Source organism: Serratia sp. GW822-FHT06D09 (assembly GCF_058799515.1).
The window spans coordinates 11,371-28,539 of sequence record NZ_JBXALO010000006.1; the positions used below are offsets into that span (position 1 = coordinate 11,371).

Here is a 17,169-nt window from a genome sequence, read left to right on the forward strand (position 1 = left end):
ACTTTTACTGCCTGGGCGATCCGCCGTTCCATCTCAATGAAACGCCCACAAGAAACCGGTTTCACAAAATCATGCTGATCTGTTTTAACTCTGGCAAGAATTATGATTTTTTGGTTTTTCATTTCGTGAAGTCAGTCACTTTAAGGCTGGGGAGGGCGGCAGCGGCAGGCGCGAAAACATTCCAAAGGCGGGGCGTCTTGGGTAGACTGCGCGGAACCCTGGATTTTGACGGCGCAGAGATGGCAACAATACTTGAGGTGGCAAAAAGGGCCGGCGTTTCGAAAGCGACGGTGTCCCGCGTGTTATCCGGCAGCGGCTATGTGGGCCCGGAGAAGCGCGAACGGGTAGAGAAAGCCATCGCCGAGACCGGCTATCGGCCCAATCTGCTGGCGCGCAACCTCGCCACCAAAACCACTCAGACCATCGGGCTGGTGGTCACCAACACGCTGTACAGCGGCAACTATTTCAGCGAGCTGATGTTCCAGTCGGCGCGCATCATGGAAGAGCACGGCCGCCAACTGATCCTGGCGGACGGCAAGCACACCGCCGAAGAAGAAAAGGCCGCCATTCAATTCCTGTTGGACCTACGCTGCGACGGCGTGATCATCTACCCGCGCTTTCTGTCGATCGCGGAAATGGACGAGATCATTTCCCAGCATAAACAGCCGATCCTGGTGATCAATCGTCGGTTAAGGCTGAACGACAGCTACTGCATCTTCAGCGATCAGCACGCCACCAGCGCGGCGGCAGTGGGGCACCTGATCGAACAGGGGCATCGCGATATCGCTTTCATCACCGGTTCGCTGGATTCTCCCACCGGGCTGGAGCGGCTTTCCGGCTATAAAGCCGCGTTGGCGGAGCAGGGTATTGCCGTCAATAGCGCCCTGATTGTCGAGGGGAAGTGGAATGCGCAAAGCGGCATGGCGGCGGTTGATACGCTGGTGGCCAGCGACAGCGCTTTCAGCGCCATTGTCGCCAGCAACGACGAGATGGCTATCGGCGCTATCAAGCGGTTGACGGAGCGCCAAATTCCGGTGCCGTCCGCCGTTTCGGTGATTGGTTTTGATGACATCCCGCTGGCGCCTTATACCATCCCTTCGCTCTCCAGCATGAAAATGCCGGTAACCGACATGATCAAGGAAACCATCAATCGGCTGGTGTCGATGCTGGACGGCGGCGAGCTGAGCAAGCGCCCAACCTTCCCGGCCAGCCTGATCCTGCGCGATTCGGTAGCGGCGGGGCCTTATTTGTCGGCAGAGAAGGCGGACCGTTAACGGCGGATCAGCATATAGGCGCGCGGCGAGCTGCCGGTCATATTTTTAAAGAAGGTTGAGAAGGCGCTGTCGCTGGAAAATTCGAGCTTACCGGCGATATCTGACAGGCCGTATCCCTCCGCCAGCAGCTCGATGGCTTTGATCAAACGCCATTGCTGGCGCCACTGCTGGTAGCTCAATCCGGTCTCCTTGCGAAAGATGCGGCTGATGGTTTTCTGCGAAGCGCCACTGTAGCGCGCCAGCTCATTGAGCGGTGGCACTTCCTCCATGCCGGCCAATTGCCGTAAGCGGCGGTCCTTGGGCAGCGGCAATAAGGTCGGTTCGCGCTGCGCATGCCGTATTTCGTCCAGGCATACGGCAAGAATATTGGCGCTGGGGCCGCTTTCCCACTGGGTAGCAAAGTCGGCGATGGCGATCCGCTCCAGCACTTCCCGCAGCAAAGAAGAGGCCGACAGCACTTCCAGATGGGGCGAAAGGCCAGGGTAGCGCTGGTTGTCGAGATAAACCGAGCGATAGCCCGCCACGCCGGTAACCTGAACGCGGTGCACCACCTTGGGAGGGATCCAGGCAATGCGTGCCGGCGGCAGGAGGCAAATGCTTTCATTGAGTGTGATGCGCATACAGCCCCGCTGGCTGAACAGTAACTGCCCCATGTGGTGCCAGTGCGGCCCGGAATCATGCTGCGCCAGCTCGGCCGCAATGCCTAACACGCTATTGTTGATAGCATCGGGATCAAATTCGTCCTGTGCGCTGAGCCATGCCATAAATGTGTCCGATTTTATAAGTTTTTTGTCTTTTATATTGTAATGGTCAGGGTGGGGAAGGTGCTACTTTGTGGCCTACTTACTTTTTGGAGACGGGATGTACCATGCAACGCAGACTGACCCTTACCCTGGCGACACTGATGATGATGTTTCCCCAGATTGTGGAAACGATCTATAGCCCGGCGCTCACGCATATTGCCGACGGTTTTCACGTCAGCGCGCAGGCCGCGGCGCAAACCCTGTCCTGTTACTTTTTCGCTTTCGCATTCGGGGTCGTCGTTTGGGGCCGTTTGTGTGACGTGATCGGCCGGCGCCCCACCATTTTGGCCGGTCTGGCGCTGTATCTGCTGGCGTCGATCATCGCCATTTTCAGCACCGGCTTTACCCTGTTGTTGGCGGCCAGGGTGCTGGCGGCGTTTGGCGCGGCGGTGGGCTCCGTAGGTACTCAGACCGCCATTCGCGACCGGTTCGACGGCTATGAGCTGGCGCGCGTGTTTTCCGTGATGGGGATTGCGATGGCTGTCAGCCCTGCGGTGGGGGTGCTAAGCGGTGCCCTGTTGACCCATTACTGGGGTTACCAGGGGGTGTTCGCCGGGCTGGCGGCGTTGGCTGCCTTGCTGCTGGCCTATGCCGCATGGCAGTTGCCGGAAACGCGCCCGGCGCAGGTGGTGAAAAGTTCTTTCTTCGGTACGTTAGGCCGCATGGCGAAAGACGGCGATATCTGGCGCAGCGCATGGCTGGTGGCCCTGTTCAACGTCTGTATGTTCAGCTATTACCAACTGGCGCCGTTTCGGTTTGAAGCGCTGGGCATTCCGCCGCAGTGGTTTGGCTATACCGGGTTGGTGCTGGCCGCCGGCGTCGGGATCGGCGCGGCAATCAACAAGTTTCTCATCGCCAAACAGTGGCTGTTTACGCCGCTGCTGATGCTGGCCTGCGTATTGGCGCTGATCGGCGGCGGCCTGGTGTTCCTGTTGGAAGATAAGCTGTGGTTCGTGCTGCCGATGATACTGGTGGTGATGGCCTACGGCATCGCGATCCCCAATATTCTGGCGCGGGCACTGCGGAATTATAAGGATTGCATGGGCACTGCGGGCGCAATTCTTGGCCTGATGTATTACCTGATGCTGGCGGCGGGGCTGGTGCTGGCCGGGATGGCGCAGCGGCCGGGCATCGTGCTGATGACGAGCAGCGCCTGCGCGCTGCTGCTGGCGTGGACCGTCGTGCGCGGCGAACGCACCGTCGCATTGGGTAAACGCAACAGCGAGCAGGCGTAACCCTCAGCGGGGAGTTGGCGGGGCGCTCAGCGGGCCCGCCAGCAAGGCATGAAGAGCATCTATCACCGAGTTACATTGCTTGTGCAGGAACCAGCATTAGCGAACAACAAGTCATCCTTGGTTAATATTTATTGAAGGCCAGATACCCTGGCCTTCAGGCTTTAGAATTTACTGTGTTTCAGTAATAGGGCTGTGAAGTGGGAGCTTTTTAGCCACATCATTAAAAAAACACTTATCGTGCCAAACAGCAGGATCTCCTACCACGAAGATATGTTTTTTAGCTCGGGTAAGGGCGACATTGAGCAGATTGGGTTTACTGGCTGCCCATGTGGCACCGCCCTGGTTGTTTTCGTCACAACCCAATACCAAAATGACAATGTCGTTTTCTTTGCCCTGGAAAGTGTGAACGGTACCTACGTTCTTTTTACACCACTCAGTCACTGCCCCTTTTTCCTGGTTGGTAGGGTTGTGCAATTTGCTTGCATGCCTTGCCATTTTAAAAGTATCTAATAGTTTTTCGCGCACGGCTTTAAACGGTGTGATGACAAAAATGTTGGGTAGCAAGTACCCAGCCTGAATCAACTCTTGCAGCAGTGAAAGCGTATCCTCCGCCAGCTCGCGCTTATATTGTTTATAGCTGCAATTGCCGACAGAAATTCGCCAATGATTTTCCAGGTCATTATTCAGCGGTTGGCTGCGGATAGCTGGCCCTTCACTGCCATGGATCATTCTATTGTTGTAGGCAATATGATTGGCCAGGCTGAACATAGGTTCAATACAGCGGCGATGTACCCATAAAGGGATGCCCGTCCACACTGATTTATTCATTACCTGCAACTTACACCCATAGGCATTGGCGCGATCGGAAATTTGTTGGACGGACCAACAACCCGGATTCCATTTTTCAGCTTCGCTACCCAGAATGGACTCGGTCAGGTATTTCACCAAGCGGGCAGGGGTGACAAACACCGGTTCAATTTGTAGAGGATCACCAACGGCCAGAACACGTTTGGCTCGCCAGATCCCTCCTACGGCAAACTGTGGCGGCGCCTGTCCGGCTTCATCAATAAATAACCAGCCTAGCTGGTCTTGGGTGACACCACTGAACATTCTGCCTAATGAGGCAAATGTCGTTGATACAACGGGAACGATCATGAAAAGCAGGCGCCAATGTTGCAAAATATCATTGCTCACCTGCGGAAAATTAAGGAAGTCTTTTAATCCCAAGATATGTTTCCGAAAAACGCTTTTCTTCAGGGCTTCGTGGAGCCATGTTTTATGTAGGTCAAGGGCTGCAATAAATAATTCGGAACGTAATCGGTTGACCTGAGCATTTTGCCAGAATGCGAAGCGCTGGAGCTCCGGGGTTGAAATATCACTCTCAGGATTGGCGACAGGCATATCTGAATAGATCGCGTGCAGTTGTTCCAGTCGATGTTGTCTGGCCTGATAATCCGTCAGACGTTGTCTGGCATTATTGAGATTGTTATTTGCCTCTTTCAGCGTAGGTTCAATCAATTGCTGAGCTTGCAACAGGGGGATCCGTTGCTTGCGTAAGTTCAGGATACAGGCCTGGTGCTGAGCGGTGGCAAGCCGGTAACTGCGGTATTTTTGTCGTTGCAGTAAGCGCCCCCAAAAGCCGGGTTTCTCTGCGGCGTGTTGTTTTTCCTCGGCGACAGCAATAAGCACCTGTTCATCCAGCAGTGAGATTTTTTTCTCCAACTCGGTTAACTCTGTACCTACCTGTTGTTGGTGGGCAAGTTTTGTGATCTGCTCCTGTCGTAGGATTGCTAAATGATGTTCACCTGCTTCACTGGTCAACTCTGCATGCAGTTCCGCCATCTCTTGCAGTTCATTTTGTTGTGCTTCTGCTTTCTTTCTCAATTCAATAAATCGCCGCCGGGCATTGCTAAAAGAATCGTGCTCGGAAAGAGCCTGCCAACGCCAAAGGTTGAGTAAATTGAATTCTGCCGGCCGAGGGTTTTCTTCTTCACTGCCTTTCTTAAAATAGGTATCCATCGTAAAACGACTGGCAAACTCGCTGCGATTCGCTTTTTTCCCCAACACTGCGCTGATCATGCCCCAACATTGTTCTTCAGGTTTCAACGCTTGATAGCGACTTTTTTTCTTTCTGGCATTCGTCTGGTTGGCTACTGAACTCATATAGTCAGTTTCGCCAAACTCTTTGCCCAAAGATTTGCGTTGAGGTAGCTCTCGAGAGATATTTTCTACTGCGGCGTTGTTTGATGAAGCCACGACCATTTCAAAACCTGCTAATGTTTCAATGGGAAAACCCTGACGGTCCAGCGTGTCTTCCACCCGAGCGAAACCAGAGAGCACCGTCGCTCTCTCTACCAGATTATGGGCAATCATATCGCGCAGCAGCGTTGTTTTACCGGTTCCCGGCGGGCCATTCACCGAAATCAGCCCGCCACTTTGCAGTTCTTCAGCAGCGGTATTAATGGCGAACTGTTGCATTAGCGACATGCTATGGTTTGGATCCGACGGCCATCTTCCCACTGGCGTGTTTCCAGGCATTAATTTATTAATAATGCAGTGTAAGCCATCCTGTGAGTAAAGGTCAGGATGCTGGTTAATAGCAATGCTAAAGTAATCTTTGAGCGCTTGCCCCTCTTTGCCACTTTCAATACTCAGTAAAGCCCGTTCAATATCCTCAATATAAAAACTATTGAGGATAGGGAGTATGCTGCCCTCGGGGCTATCTTCGCTGTCATCATTCTCGTTGTCTTCCGGACCATCATTTACATTGGAGGACACGCTGAGTGTCTTATCGTCTGATTTCTCTTTTTTCTTTGGCGGTAATTCACGCCAATCGAGCTGTAAAGCAAACTGCATGTCAGGGATATAATTAGCCCAGTGGGTTAAGATTTGAAGTAAATCGGCTAATGCTCTGGTGTCTAGCATGCTTGTGTGTTGTTCAGGGTGAAGGGCGAGGTTAATACGACTCAGTTGTTCTTCAAGTAAACGGCTATGGCGACGATAGGTATCCATAGAAAGTTGGTTAGTGCTACGTTGCTGTAAATGACCTAATGCCCAGGGCAATGTGCTCACTGACATTTCCGTTAGGTTAGGTGCCCCATAGGTGTCCAAAGTGAGTTTGGCGAAACAGGTCATGCCGCTGGTATCCAGGCGTTGTTCCTGCTCATAGGCCTGTATAGGGTCGATCTCGTTACCCAATATATTATCGCTCAGGCGTTCAATTTCACCCTTGGTGAATAAACCTATATGCAAAATGTAGCGAATTTCACCGGCAGAGATTTCGAGTTGTCGTTTGGCTTGCTCATTGAGCCAGGGTAGCAGGCTGTCGCCGCAATGTATTAATTCATTGCGAGTTATTCTGACGCTATTTTCTTCCTTTTCAAGATTATAAGTTTGGAAGAACTCGACCAAATGCCAGCTTTTTAAGATTTTTAATGCCTGATTCTTATCGAACATCACAGTCCTTTGTAACCTGATTTTGTAGGTGTTGATGACTACTACCGCAGAGCAATCTATGAATGGGTTTTTATTTCAGTTAACTCAGACTAGCGCAAAAAACTTATATCTTCGAGTTGCGTGGTCACAAAAGGCAGTTATTTCAGGGGGCGTGGCATGCCGCGCCCTCTGCATAATCAAAGGGGGGAGTCGGGGCCAACTAGCGGGACCCGTTGTAAAAAGTATTTATTGGCGGTGAGCGGCATCCTGATATTTTAGATAGCTACGTTGCGTGGCGATGTGATCGGCAATGTATTTGGCGTCATGCCAAACACCCCAGATAAAGGTTGAACCGCGGCGCGATAACCAAGGTAACCCTAAGAAATAAACGCCAGGCTCGTTCGATACCCCGCGCTGGTGTAATGGTTTGCCCTGGTTATCGAAAGTATCGACCCCCAGCCAGCTATAGTCAGCCGTATAGCCGGTTGCCCAGATAATGGCGGTAATGCCCGCTTGGGCGAAGTTTAGTGTCAGCAGCGGGTTAATCATGCACTCCGGGTCAGGTAGCAACTGACGTGCATTCGGATCTTCAGGCAGATCAAGGCCATTGCGGGCAATATACGCATCTGCCGCATCCAACAGTGCCAGATAATTTTCATCCCCTCGGGTAATGTTCTCCTTCAAGTTGTCGGCAAAAGTGACGGTACCATTCTGGAACGCACGGGTGACGCCAACCAGGTGTACCCCTTCAGCGGCCAGTTTGCGGAAATCTACCGTATACCCCCCCTGAGCGCCGCTCACAGCAATCGTCACATGTTCTTTACCTGGCTGAGTTGCCGTGGCATCCCATAAGCCAAGCACCCCCAACCACCAGCAGAAGTCGCGGTTACGGTAGGCACGGGGTGGGCGATCATGTGCGCCTACGGAAAGGTAAACCTGTTTCCCCGCCCGGCGTAGCTCATCGGCAATCTGAACCCCTGAAGAACCGGCTCCGACTATCAGTACCGCCCCTGCAGGCAACTGTTGTGGGTTACGGTATTGCGCCGAGTGAAGTTGCGTGAGGTTGTCATCTTTTGGAGCGATGGGTGGGATCACCGGCCGCTGGAAGGGGCCGGTGGCGGCCACGACATGTCTGGCTTCGATGACGCCTTCTGAGGTTTCAACCCGAAAACCAGGGCGACCAAGATTGCGTTGCAGGTGTTTTACTTCAACCCCCGTACGGATAGGCGCATTGAATTTATCCGCGTAGGCGGCAAAATAATCGGCAATCTGTTCCTTTGGCACAAAGCCGTCGGGGTCGATACCTTCAAAGGCCATGCCAGGGAAGCGATCGTGCCAGGCCGGCCCGTTAGCGACTAAAGAATCCCATCGCCCTGTACGCCAGGCTTCGGCAATGCGGTTTTTCTCCAACACCAAATGCGGAATGCCACACTGGGTCAGATGTTCACTCATCGCCACACCAGCCTGGCCCGCGCCAATCACTAGCGTATCAATCTCGATTTTATCTGATGTCATTTTTGCATCCTCAGGATAATGATTCGGTGCGGGGGCAGATATACCCTGATTTACCCCGGCTGGATTTCGCAGCCTATGGGATGCCACTGCATGGGTAAAATATTATTAAACTGCCAATTGACGATAAATAAATGATGCAAGAATGTACGGATTTTTAAATGCCAATTTGCTAAATGCGCGGATCTAATAAATAACTTATTCCTTGTATTTTGCATGGTCTATTGTGCGGCAGGATAGTCTATCGGTGGGAAAATAAAATAAATTCGAGATAACTTTTTTATGCTCTGGCGGAATAATTTTAATATTTTATCTATGCCGCCCAAGATGCGCATTATCGCTCAAATAAAAAAACTGTCGGCCATACCGGTTAATTCAAAAATATCAATAAAATTATACTTAACCAGGAGTTCACCATGCCTGTTACTGAATCATCGCCGCCCCTCATTGAAAAACACACCATTGGCTATATCCCGCCGGAAGAACGCCATGGGAAGGTCAGGGATCTGTTCACGCTGTGGTTCGGTGGCAACATCGCTCCATTGCCCATTGTGACGGGTGCACTCGGTATCCAATTGTTTCATCTCAATCTGTTCTGGGGGATCACCGCTATTTTGGTCGGGCACCTGATTGGTGGCGTGCTGATGGCACTGCATTCGGCCCAGGGGCCGCAAATGGGCATTCCGCAAATGATCCAGAGCCGGGCTCAATTCGGCTCTCTGGGTTCTCTGTTGGTGGTGGTGATCGCCGGCGTCATGTATCTCGGTTTCTTTACCTCCAACATCGTTCTGGCGGGTAAATCACTGCATGGCGTGGTGGAAGGCGTCTCGGTTCCGATGGGGATAGTGGTCGGCGCGGCAGGCTCCTGCGTGATTGGCATTATTGGCTATCGCTTTATTCATGTGCTTAACAGGATCGGAACCTGGGTGCTGGGTATCGGCATCCTGTTGGGTTTTGGCTATATCTTTACCCATATACAGACCGCAGACTTTTTGACCCGGGGGGGTTTTACGCTTTCCGGTTGGCTGGCCACGGTGTCGCTGGGGGCGTTATGGCAAATTGCGTTTGCCCCCTATGTTTCTGACTATTCACGCTATCTGCCGGCAGACGTTTCGGTCTCAGCCACCTTCTGGGCGACCTACCTGGGCTCGGTATCGGGCTCTTGTCTCTCTTTTATCTTCGGGGCGGTGGCAGTACTGGCAACACCGGTCGGGATGGACACCATGGATGCCGTAAAGCTGGCGGCCGGGGCGATTGGCCCTCTGATGTTGGTGCTTTTTCTGCTGAGCGTCATTAGCCACAATGCGCTTAATCTGTATGGCACGGTGATCTCGATCATCACGCTGGTGCAGACCTTTTCCTGGCGCTGGATACCTACCGCCAAGAGTCGGGCAGTGTTATCGGTGCTGGTACTGATTTTCTGCTGTGTTGCCGCTATTTATACCTCTCAGGACTTTATCGGTCATTTCGTCGATTTGGTGTTGGCGTTGTTGGTGGTGCTGGTTCCCTGGACGGCGATTAATCTGATTGATTTCTACGCCATTCATAAAGGTCACTATGACATTAACTCTATTTTCCAGGCCGACGGCGGTATCTATGGTTACTTTAATCCCCAGGCGCTGTTGGCTTATGGCATAGGTATTTTGGTACAGATCCCGTTTATGAATACCCCGTTATATGTCGGGCCGATCTCTGCGCATATTAATGGGGCAGATCTCTCCTGGCTGGTTGGGCTGGTGGTGACATCACCACTGTATTACTGGATGGCAAGTCGCGATACCGCCCATCGCCGTCGGCAAATTGTTCACTAAGGTTTTATTTAACAGGAATCACTGATGAGTAATGTAACCCATACCAGAATTCGCATGTTTAATACTAAAGAGACTTATCCTAACCAATCACTGAATAACGATCTGTGCCAGGCGGTGCGCGCGGGAAATACCGTCTATGTCCGTGGGCAGGTGGGCACGGATTTTGCCGGTAATCTGGTGGGGTTGGGCGATCCCGCCGCTCAGGCTGAACAGGCGATGAAAAATGCCAAACAACTGCTGGAGGAAGCGGGAAGCGACCTTTCACATATTGTTAAAACCACCACTTACATTATTGACCCAAGGTACCGTGAGCCGGTCTATCAGGTGGTCGGTAAATGGCTTAAAGGCGTCTTCCCTATCTCTACCGGGATTGTGGTGGCTGGGCTGGCACAGCCCCAGTGGTTGATGGAGATCGATATTATTGCCGTGATCCCAGAAGGCTGGCCTGTGAAGGAGTCTCTATGACCTTTTCAATTGCGGCTCGCTGCGAGGAGACAGGGCAGTTCGGTATTGCCCTGAGTTCTTCCAGCATCGCCGTCGGTGCCCGTTGTCCCTGGCTGCTTGTCGGTGTGGGGGCGGTCTCCAGCCAGAACATCACGCTACCCAAATTGGGTCAGCAGGTGCTGGAAAAACTCGAACAGGGGATGAAACCGACGAGTGCGCTGGAGCAGGTACTACTCAACGATCCGTTTAGTGATTACCGTCAGGTGATAGCCATAGACCGCTTGGGTGAAACCGCTGTTTTTAGTGGCGATAAATCGCTGGGGACTTACCATCAGGTTCTGGGCAAAAACTGCGTCGCGGCAGGGAACATGTTGGCGGACAAAAAAGTGATTAATGCCATGGTGAGCGCATTTGAGAATGCGACCGGCCAGTTGGCAGACCGCCTGATGGCGGCGCTGCAGGCGGCCATTGAGCAGGGCGGCGAGGCAGGCGCGGTACACTCGGCGGCGCTTAAGGTGGTGGGCGAATATTCCTGGCCGATCGTTGATCTACGGGTGGATTGGGCAGAGAAAGACCCGATTAATGAATTGGCGGGGTTGTGGCAGGCTTATGAGCCTCAGATGCAGGCCTACGTCACCCGGGCGATAGATCCCCGTGAAGCACCAAGTTATGGAGTACCGGGTGATGAGTGATGCAGTGCGTAACCTGCTGGCCAAACTGCTGGCTTTTGATACCACCAGCCAAAACTCCAATCTTGAGCTAATCGCTTTTATTCAGGATTATTTGGTCGGTTTTGGGATGGAAACGCAGCTTTTTCAGGACGATGTTGCACGCAAAGCCAATCTGTACGCCCGCATCGGCCCCGCAGGTGAAGGCGGGGTGATGTTGTCCGGGCATACCGATGTGGTTCCTGTCGACGGGCAGCAATGGACAGTGCCGCCCTTTGTGCTGACGCACCACAAGGGCCGTTACTACGGCCGTGGCAGCGCCGATATGAAGGGGTTTCTGGCCTGTGTTCTGGCCTCGGTGCCGGCTTTTGTGGCCCAACCGTTACGCATGCCACTGCATTTGGCCTTTTCCTATGATGAGGAGGTTGGCTGTGCTGGTGTACGCAGCCTGGTCGCTCATCTTAAGGTCTCACCGGATAAACCGGCGATGTGCATTGTGGGTGAACCTACGGGCATGCAGCCGGTTTACGGTCATAAAGGCAAGCTGGCAATGCGCTGTAAAGTGCAGGGCCATGCTTGCCACTCTGCCTATACTCCGCAGGGCGTGAATGCGATTGAATACGCGGCCAAACTCATCAATAAATTAACCTTGCTGGGCAGTCAATTGGCGGCCACGCAAAACCGGTGTTTTGATCCACCCTACAGCACGTTGCAGGTTGGCACGATCCAAGGCGGGGCGGCGCTAAACATTGTCCCGCAGGATTGTCAGTTCGATTTTGAAATTCGCCATTTGCCGGATATGCAGGTTGATTCGGTTATTAGCGAATTGCAGCAGTACGCCGATGATGAATTGTTACCGGCTATGCGGGAGGTTGCGGCAAGCAGTGATATTAGCTTCCAACCATTAAGCCATTACCCGGGACTGCTCACCGATCCACAGTCTGATTTTGCCCGCTGGCTGGCACAGTGGAGTAACGATCAGGCGTTCACCACGGTGGCTTTTGGTACCGAGGGCGGGTTATTTGAACAGGCGGGGGTCGCTACCTTGATTTGCGGCCCAGGCAGTATGGAGCAAGGCCATAAACCTGACGAATATGTTAGCGTGGAACAGCTTGAACGCTGCATGCAAATGTTGGCCAACCTGCGCCTCTGGATGTTGGCCTGACGGCTCCGTAATGGGTGGGGTTAGTGCATATTGGCCAGTTCGCTTTTACAAAACTCAACGAACAACTGAGCCGGTTTGGTCAGTTGGTTGGCGGTGAGCCAGGCCACCACCAGGCCTGAGCCTTCCACTTCATCTTGCAGCTCGACCGTCGCCAGCGGTTGGCCATCGTAACTGTATTGGCCATAGGGCCGGGTGACCAGAATGGCAAAGCCAAGACCCTGGCCGACCATACCGCGTACCAATTCGAGGGAAGGTGAGCTAAAGACTATATTGGGCGTAATGCCGACCCGGGTGAACAAATTGAGGAAGTAGTTTCGGCTGGGCAGCAGGTCTAACAGCACCATAGGCTCAGTGGCCAGATCTGCCAGAGACACCTGTTTGTTTTGTGCCAGCGGGTGGTGGGCGGACAGCAGGACGTAAGGTTTTCTGGGGGCCACCAAAACATCCGTGACGATATTACTGTTCAGATCATGGTTGTACAGCAGAGAAACATCCAGACTCCCGGTGGTCAGGCTGTGGACCAATTCATGCTGCTCACCATCGTGAATGAGAGTTTCTATCCCCGGATAAAGTGTTTTAAATCCTCTGATCAGTTTCGGCAAAATTAAAGGGGCGACCGTTTCAAAACAGCCAACACTGATTTTCCCGGAAACCATATCGTTATCAGCCAGCGCATCTTGTTCAAAGATATGCGCCATGCGTAATAGTTTTTGTGCTTTGCGATAAAAGCGAGAGCCGGAAGGCGTCAGTGAGACACCCTGCGCATGGTGGCGGATAAACAGCTGCACACCAAAGCTGTCTTCAAGGCTTTTTATCGCGCCAGAAATAGAGGGCTGTGCGATGTACAGTTTACGCGAGGCTTCAGTAACGCTCCTGCATTTGGCAGTGGTGACGAAATATTTAAGCTGGCGCAATGTGTAATTAGCCATCATTGATCCCTTTAAAAACAAATGATTCGGTGCTTGAAATTAAAATCAATCCGTCAATCAATTGTTGCAATTATGTTAATGTCAAGGCTGCCAGCATAGGGGAGTCCCAGCCAGTTAACAGTGAGGGGGTTCAAAAATTCAGCGTGTCTCAATCAGGCGATAACGTCAGTAGTGAAGCAGTCACCATCCTTAAGATGGCGACCTGGAGCAAAGGGCTAAACGGTGAAGAACATCAGGCGTGCAATTTTCAGTAAGCTTAACTCAGAGCTGCAAACCTTGCCCGGATCTCCTCCTCAGGCAAATCTACGCCAATAAACACCAAGGTGCTGCGGCGCTCTTCCTCCGGTAGCCACTCGCGATCCCAGTCGGCGTTATACAGCCGTTGTACGCCCTGGAATAACAGCCGGCGCGGCTCGTCCTTGATCGACAAAATGCCCTTATAACGCAGCAGGCTGTCGGCGTATTCCAGCAGCAGGCCTTCCATCACTTCGGAAATCTGCATCAGCTCCAGCGGCTGGTCGTGGTATACCACGATCGAACCAATGTTGTTTTGCGCTTGCGGAATGCGGCGGAACAGCGGCGTCGGCGGCGTCAGGGTCAGCTTGTCGTTCAGCACAAAGCCTTCGATGTCGAACAGCACGCTGAGATCGATATCGCCGTGCGTCACTTTATACACCGGTGCGCGGGCGTTCATCTGCTGCAGGCGTTGGATCAGCGCTTCGCAGTCCGGTGCCACGTCGGTTTTGGTCAGCAGAATGCGGTCGGCGTAGCCCACCTGCGCCTGCGCGATGCTGAACTGGGTCAGTTGTTGGTCGGCATGTGCGGCGTCCACCAGGGTGATGATGCCGTCCAGCAGGAAGCGTTGGCAGAGGATCTCGTGCGAGAAAAAGGTCTGGGTGATTGGGCCGGGATCGGCCATGCCGGTGCATTCGATGATCAGTCGATCGAACGCCAACTGGCCCTGGTCTACGCCGTCCAGCAAGTCCAGCAGCGCATCGGCCAGTTCGTTGGATTTGCTGCAGCAGATGCAGCCGTTGCTCAGGGTGGTGATGCGGCTGGCGCGGTCGCCAATCAGCGCATTGTCGATCGGCACTTCGCCGAATTCGTTTTCGATTACCGCAATCTTGTAGCCGTGCTCGGCGTTGAGAATATGGCGTAGCAGAGTGGTTTTACCGGCGCCCAAAAAGCCGGTCAGAATGGTGACTGCGATGGGTTTCATTACGGGTCCTTATTAACAGCAGCGCATGCCGCCTTTGCCGTCCCCACCGTAGCGGGCCTGCTGGCGTTCGCGGAAAAACTCTTTATAGGTCATCACCGGTTTGTCCGGGTGGTTGTCTTTCATGTGCTGGACGTAGGTATCGTAGTCGGGCACGCCCACTAACATGCGCGCTGCCTGACCGAGGTATTTCCCCGCCTGGCCGAGATTTCCGAACATCGCCTTCTCCCCAAAAAATTACCCTGCATAACAGCTTTCATTATGCAGGGTATCCGTTAAATCACCATCAGTGCTGCGGTGAAACTTTGACGTCCCCTTCAGTTACGCCGTTGGAGGGCGCTTCTTCAGGCACCGGCACGTACGGCGTTTCCTGGTCGCTGCGGTTCGGGTTTTTATGCGCCGCCATGGCGGTTTTCACCCCGTAGAAGATGATGCTGTACACCACCAGCAGGAACAGAATGCTCAGCCCGGCGTTGGTGTAGTTGTTCACCACGATATGGTTCATGTTAGCCACTTGCTGAGCGGTCAGCTCGGCACCGCCTTCGGCGATTTTGCGCTTGTACTCACCAGCCTGGAAGAAGAAGCCTTCCAACTGAGGATTGTCGCTGAACAGCTTCAGACCCAGGGCGTAAGTGGTACAAATCAGCAGCCATACCGCCGGCAGCACGGTGACCCAAATGTATTGGGTGCGCTTCATCTTAATCAGCACCACGGTACCCAACACCAGCGCCACGGCGGCCAGCATCTGGTTGGAGATGCCGAACAGCGGCCACAGGCTCTTCACGCCGCCGAGCGGATCGACCACCCCTTGATACAGCAGGTAACCCCACAGGCCCACGCAGCCGGCGGTGCCGACAATACCGGCCACCAGCGAGTCGGTTTTCTTCAGGAACGGCACGAAGTTGCCCAACAGGTCCTGCAGCATAAAGCGGCCGGAACGGGTACCGGCATCCAGCGCGGTCAGAATAAACAGTGCTTCAAACAGAATACCGAAGTGGTACCAGAAGCCCATGTTGGCACCAGGAATGATCTGGTGGAACACGTGGGCGATACCCACTGCCAGCGTAGGTGCGCCACCGGCGCGGTTCAGCACCGAAGGCTCGCCGATGTCCTTGGCGGTCTGCAGGATCTGTTCCGGGCTGATGACAAAGCCCCATGAGCTGACGGTCGCCGCCGCGTGGGCGGTCACATCTTTCAGTGACGCCATGATCATCGGCGCATCTTCGGTACCCAAACGGTGCAGGTCAGGCATGGTGATGCCCAGTGCTGCCGGCGGGGTGTTCATGGCGAAGTACAGGCCCGGCTCGATAATCGAAGCCGCCACCAACGCCATGATGGCCACGAAGGACTCCATCAGCATCGCGCCGTAACCGATAAAGCGCGCGTCTTTTTCATTGGCCAGCAGCTTCGGCGTGGTGCCGGAGGCGATCAACGCATGGAAGCCGGACACGGCGCCACAGGCGATGGTAATGAACAGGAACGGGAACACCGAGCCTTTCCACACCGGGCCTGTCCCGTCGACAAACTGGGTGATCGCCGGCATTTTCAGCTCAGGGTTGAGGATCACGATGCCAATCGCCAGCCCGACGATAACGCCAATTTTCAGGAAGGTTGCCAGATAGTCGCGCGGCGCCAGGATCAGCCAGACCGGCAGCAGGGCGGAAACGAACGCATAGCCAATCAGCGTATAGGTGATGGTGGTGTCTTTAAAGGTCAGCGCCGGGCCCCAGTACGGGTCGTGGGCGATCACGCCGCCGAACCAGATGGAAGCCACCAGCAGCACGATGCCAATGATCGACACTTCGCCCACCCGTCCCGGACGCAGGAAGCGCATGTAAACGCCCATAAACAGGGCAATCGGCACGGTGGAACAGACGGTGAACACGCCCCATGGGCTTTCCGCCAGCGCTTTCACCACGATCAGGGCCAGCACCGCCAGGATGATGATCATGATCAGGAAGCAGCCAAACAGCGCGATGGTCCCCGGTACCGGGCCCATTTCCTTTTTGATTATCTCGCCAAGCGAAGCGCCGTTGCGGCGCGAGGAAATGAACAGCACCATAAAGTCCTGCACCGCCCCCGCCAGCACCACGCCGCCCAGTAGCCACAGCGTGCCGGGCAGGTAGCCGACCTGCGCTGCCAGCACCGGGCCCACCAGCGGGCCAGCCCCGGCAATGGCGGCGAAGTGGTGGCCGAACAGCACGTTTTTGTTGGTTGGCACGTAGTTCAGGCCGTCGTTATTGACCACCGCCGGCGTCGCGCGGAAGGCGTCCAGCTTCATCACCTTGGTGGCGATGTACAGGCTGTAATAACGGTACGCCACCAGATACACCGCCACCGAGGCGACGATGATCCACAGCGCGCTGATGTGTTCGCCACGGCGCAGCGCAACCACGCCCAGGCAGGACGCGCCGAGTATTCCCAGCAGCATCCAGGGTATGTGTTTTAAAATCCCCTCTCTGTTCATTGAGGTGTCCTTAGTTCAAATCTGCAAAATGAGTGAGTTAACCCGCTTATAAGATGTTTCAGGCACGCGGCCCGGTGCGGATAACGTTCGGGTACGAACTCTAAATAATTCGAGTGGCATTGAGGCGGCAAGGGCGCGAAGCCCGATGAACTTACATAAGTAAGTGATTCGGGTGAGCAATCGTAGCCAACAACGATGCAACTTGAAGTA

At 53.9% G+C, this 17,169-nt stretch carries 13 protein-coding genes; 6 read left to right on the plus strand and 7 right to left on the minus strand.

Annotation, left to right across the window (positions count from 1 at the left end; genetic code table 11):
* The first annotated feature begins 239 nt into the window (after positions 1-239).
* Entirely contained in the window at positions 240-1,274 is a 1,035-nt protein-coding gene (locus AC1RKG_RS15420) for a LacI family DNA-binding transcriptional regulator (protein WP_493183425.1), read from the plus strand.
* Here the strand turns inward: AC1RKG_RS15420 and AC1RKG_RS15425 are convergent.
* Positions 1,271-2,038, minus strand: a complete 768-nt coding sequence (locus tag AC1RKG_RS15425) for an AraC family transcriptional regulator (RefSeq protein ID WP_493183427.1) — start codon at positions 2,036-2,038, stop codon at positions 1,271-1,273. The genes AC1RKG_RS15420 and AC1RKG_RS15425 overlap by 4 nt on opposite strands.
* 104 nt (positions 2,039-2,142) lie before the next feature.
* On the opposite strand from AC1RKG_RS15425, the gene AC1RKG_RS15430 reads away from it, so the two are divergent.
* On the plus strand, positions 2,143-3,312 hold the full coding sequence (locus AC1RKG_RS15430) for an MFS transporter (RefSeq protein WP_493183428.1): 1,170 nt from the start codon (positions 2,143-2,145) through the stop codon (positions 3,310-3,312).
* 168 nt (positions 3,313-3,480) lie between these two features.
* On the opposite strand, the gene AC1RKG_RS15435 is transcribed toward AC1RKG_RS15430, so the two are convergent.
* Both AC1RKG_RS15435 and AC1RKG_RS15440 read right to left on the minus strand, forming a co-directional pair.
* On the minus strand, positions 3,481-6,768 hold the full coding sequence (locus AC1RKG_RS15435) for a DEAD/DEAH box helicase (RefSeq protein WP_493183429.1): 3,288 nt from the start codon (positions 6,766-6,768) through the stop codon (positions 3,481-3,483).
* 225 nt (positions 6,769-6,993) lie between these two features.
* Positions 6,994-8,262 (minus strand): flavin-containing monooxygenase, encoded by a 1,269-nt coding sequence (locus AC1RKG_RS15440; RefSeq protein WP_187962224.1) that lies wholly within the window; start codon positions 8,260-8,262, stop codon positions 6,994-6,996.
* Positions 8,263-8,675: 413 nt separating this feature from the next.
* Between AC1RKG_RS15440 and AC1RKG_RS15445 the strand changes: the two genes are divergently transcribed.
* The 4 genes from AC1RKG_RS15445 to argE are packed head-to-tail and all read left to right on the plus strand — an operon-like array spanning position 8,676 to position 12,347.
* Positions 8,676-10,070, plus strand: a complete 1,395-nt coding sequence (locus tag AC1RKG_RS15445; protein WP_493183431.1) for a purine-cytosine permease family protein — start codon at positions 8,676-8,678, stop codon at positions 10,068-10,070.
* Positions 10,071-10,094: 24 nt separating this feature from the next.
* A complete protein-coding gene (locus AC1RKG_RS15450) occupies positions 10,095-10,535 on the plus strand; it encodes a RidA family protein (protein WP_493183433.1) in 441 nt (146 codons plus the stop codon).
* The gene (locus AC1RKG_RS15455) at positions 10,532-11,206 is read left to right on the plus strand and encodes a DUF1028 domain-containing protein (protein WP_187962226.1); all 675 of its coding nucleotides are present in this window, start codon (positions 10,532-10,534) and stop codon (positions 11,204-11,206) included. The genes AC1RKG_RS15450 and AC1RKG_RS15455 overlap by 4 nt, the downstream gene beginning before the upstream one ends.
* A complete protein-coding gene (argE, locus tag AC1RKG_RS15460) occupies positions 11,199-12,347 on the plus strand; it encodes an acetylornithine deacetylase (RefSeq protein WP_493183435.1) in 1,149 nt (382 codons plus the stop codon). Before AC1RKG_RS15455 ends, argE begins: the two co-directional genes overlap by 8 nt.
* Before the next feature lie 20 nt (positions 12,348-12,367).
* Here the strand turns inward: argE and AC1RKG_RS15465 are convergent, their stop codons facing one another.
* The 4 genes from AC1RKG_RS15465 to AC1RKG_RS15480 form a co-directional block, all read right to left on the minus strand.
* Complete coding sequence (locus tag AC1RKG_RS15465) at positions 12,368-13,276, minus strand: LysR family transcriptional regulator (protein ID WP_187962228.1); 909 nt, start codon at positions 13,274-13,276, stop codon at positions 12,368-12,370.
* Between the two features lie 256 nt (positions 13,277-13,532).
* On the minus strand, positions 13,533-14,495 hold the full coding sequence (gene yjiA, locus AC1RKG_RS15470; RefSeq protein WP_493183437.1) for a GTPase: 963 nt from the start codon (positions 14,493-14,495) through the stop codon (positions 13,533-13,535).
* A gap of 12 nt (positions 14,496-14,507) precedes the next feature.
* Complete coding sequence (locus AC1RKG_RS15475) at positions 14,508-14,711, minus strand: YbdD/YjiX family protein (RefSeq protein ID WP_004953088.1); 204 nt, start codon at positions 14,709-14,711, stop codon at positions 14,508-14,510.
* A 67-nt stretch (positions 14,712-14,778) separates the two neighbouring features.
* Positions 14,779-16,959: a carbon starvation CstA family protein gene (locus AC1RKG_RS15480; protein WP_046374598.1), complete on the minus strand. Its 2,181-nt coding sequence runs from the start codon at positions 16,957-16,959 to the stop codon at positions 14,779-14,781.
* Between the last annotated feature and the right edge of the window lie 210 nt (positions 16,960-17,169).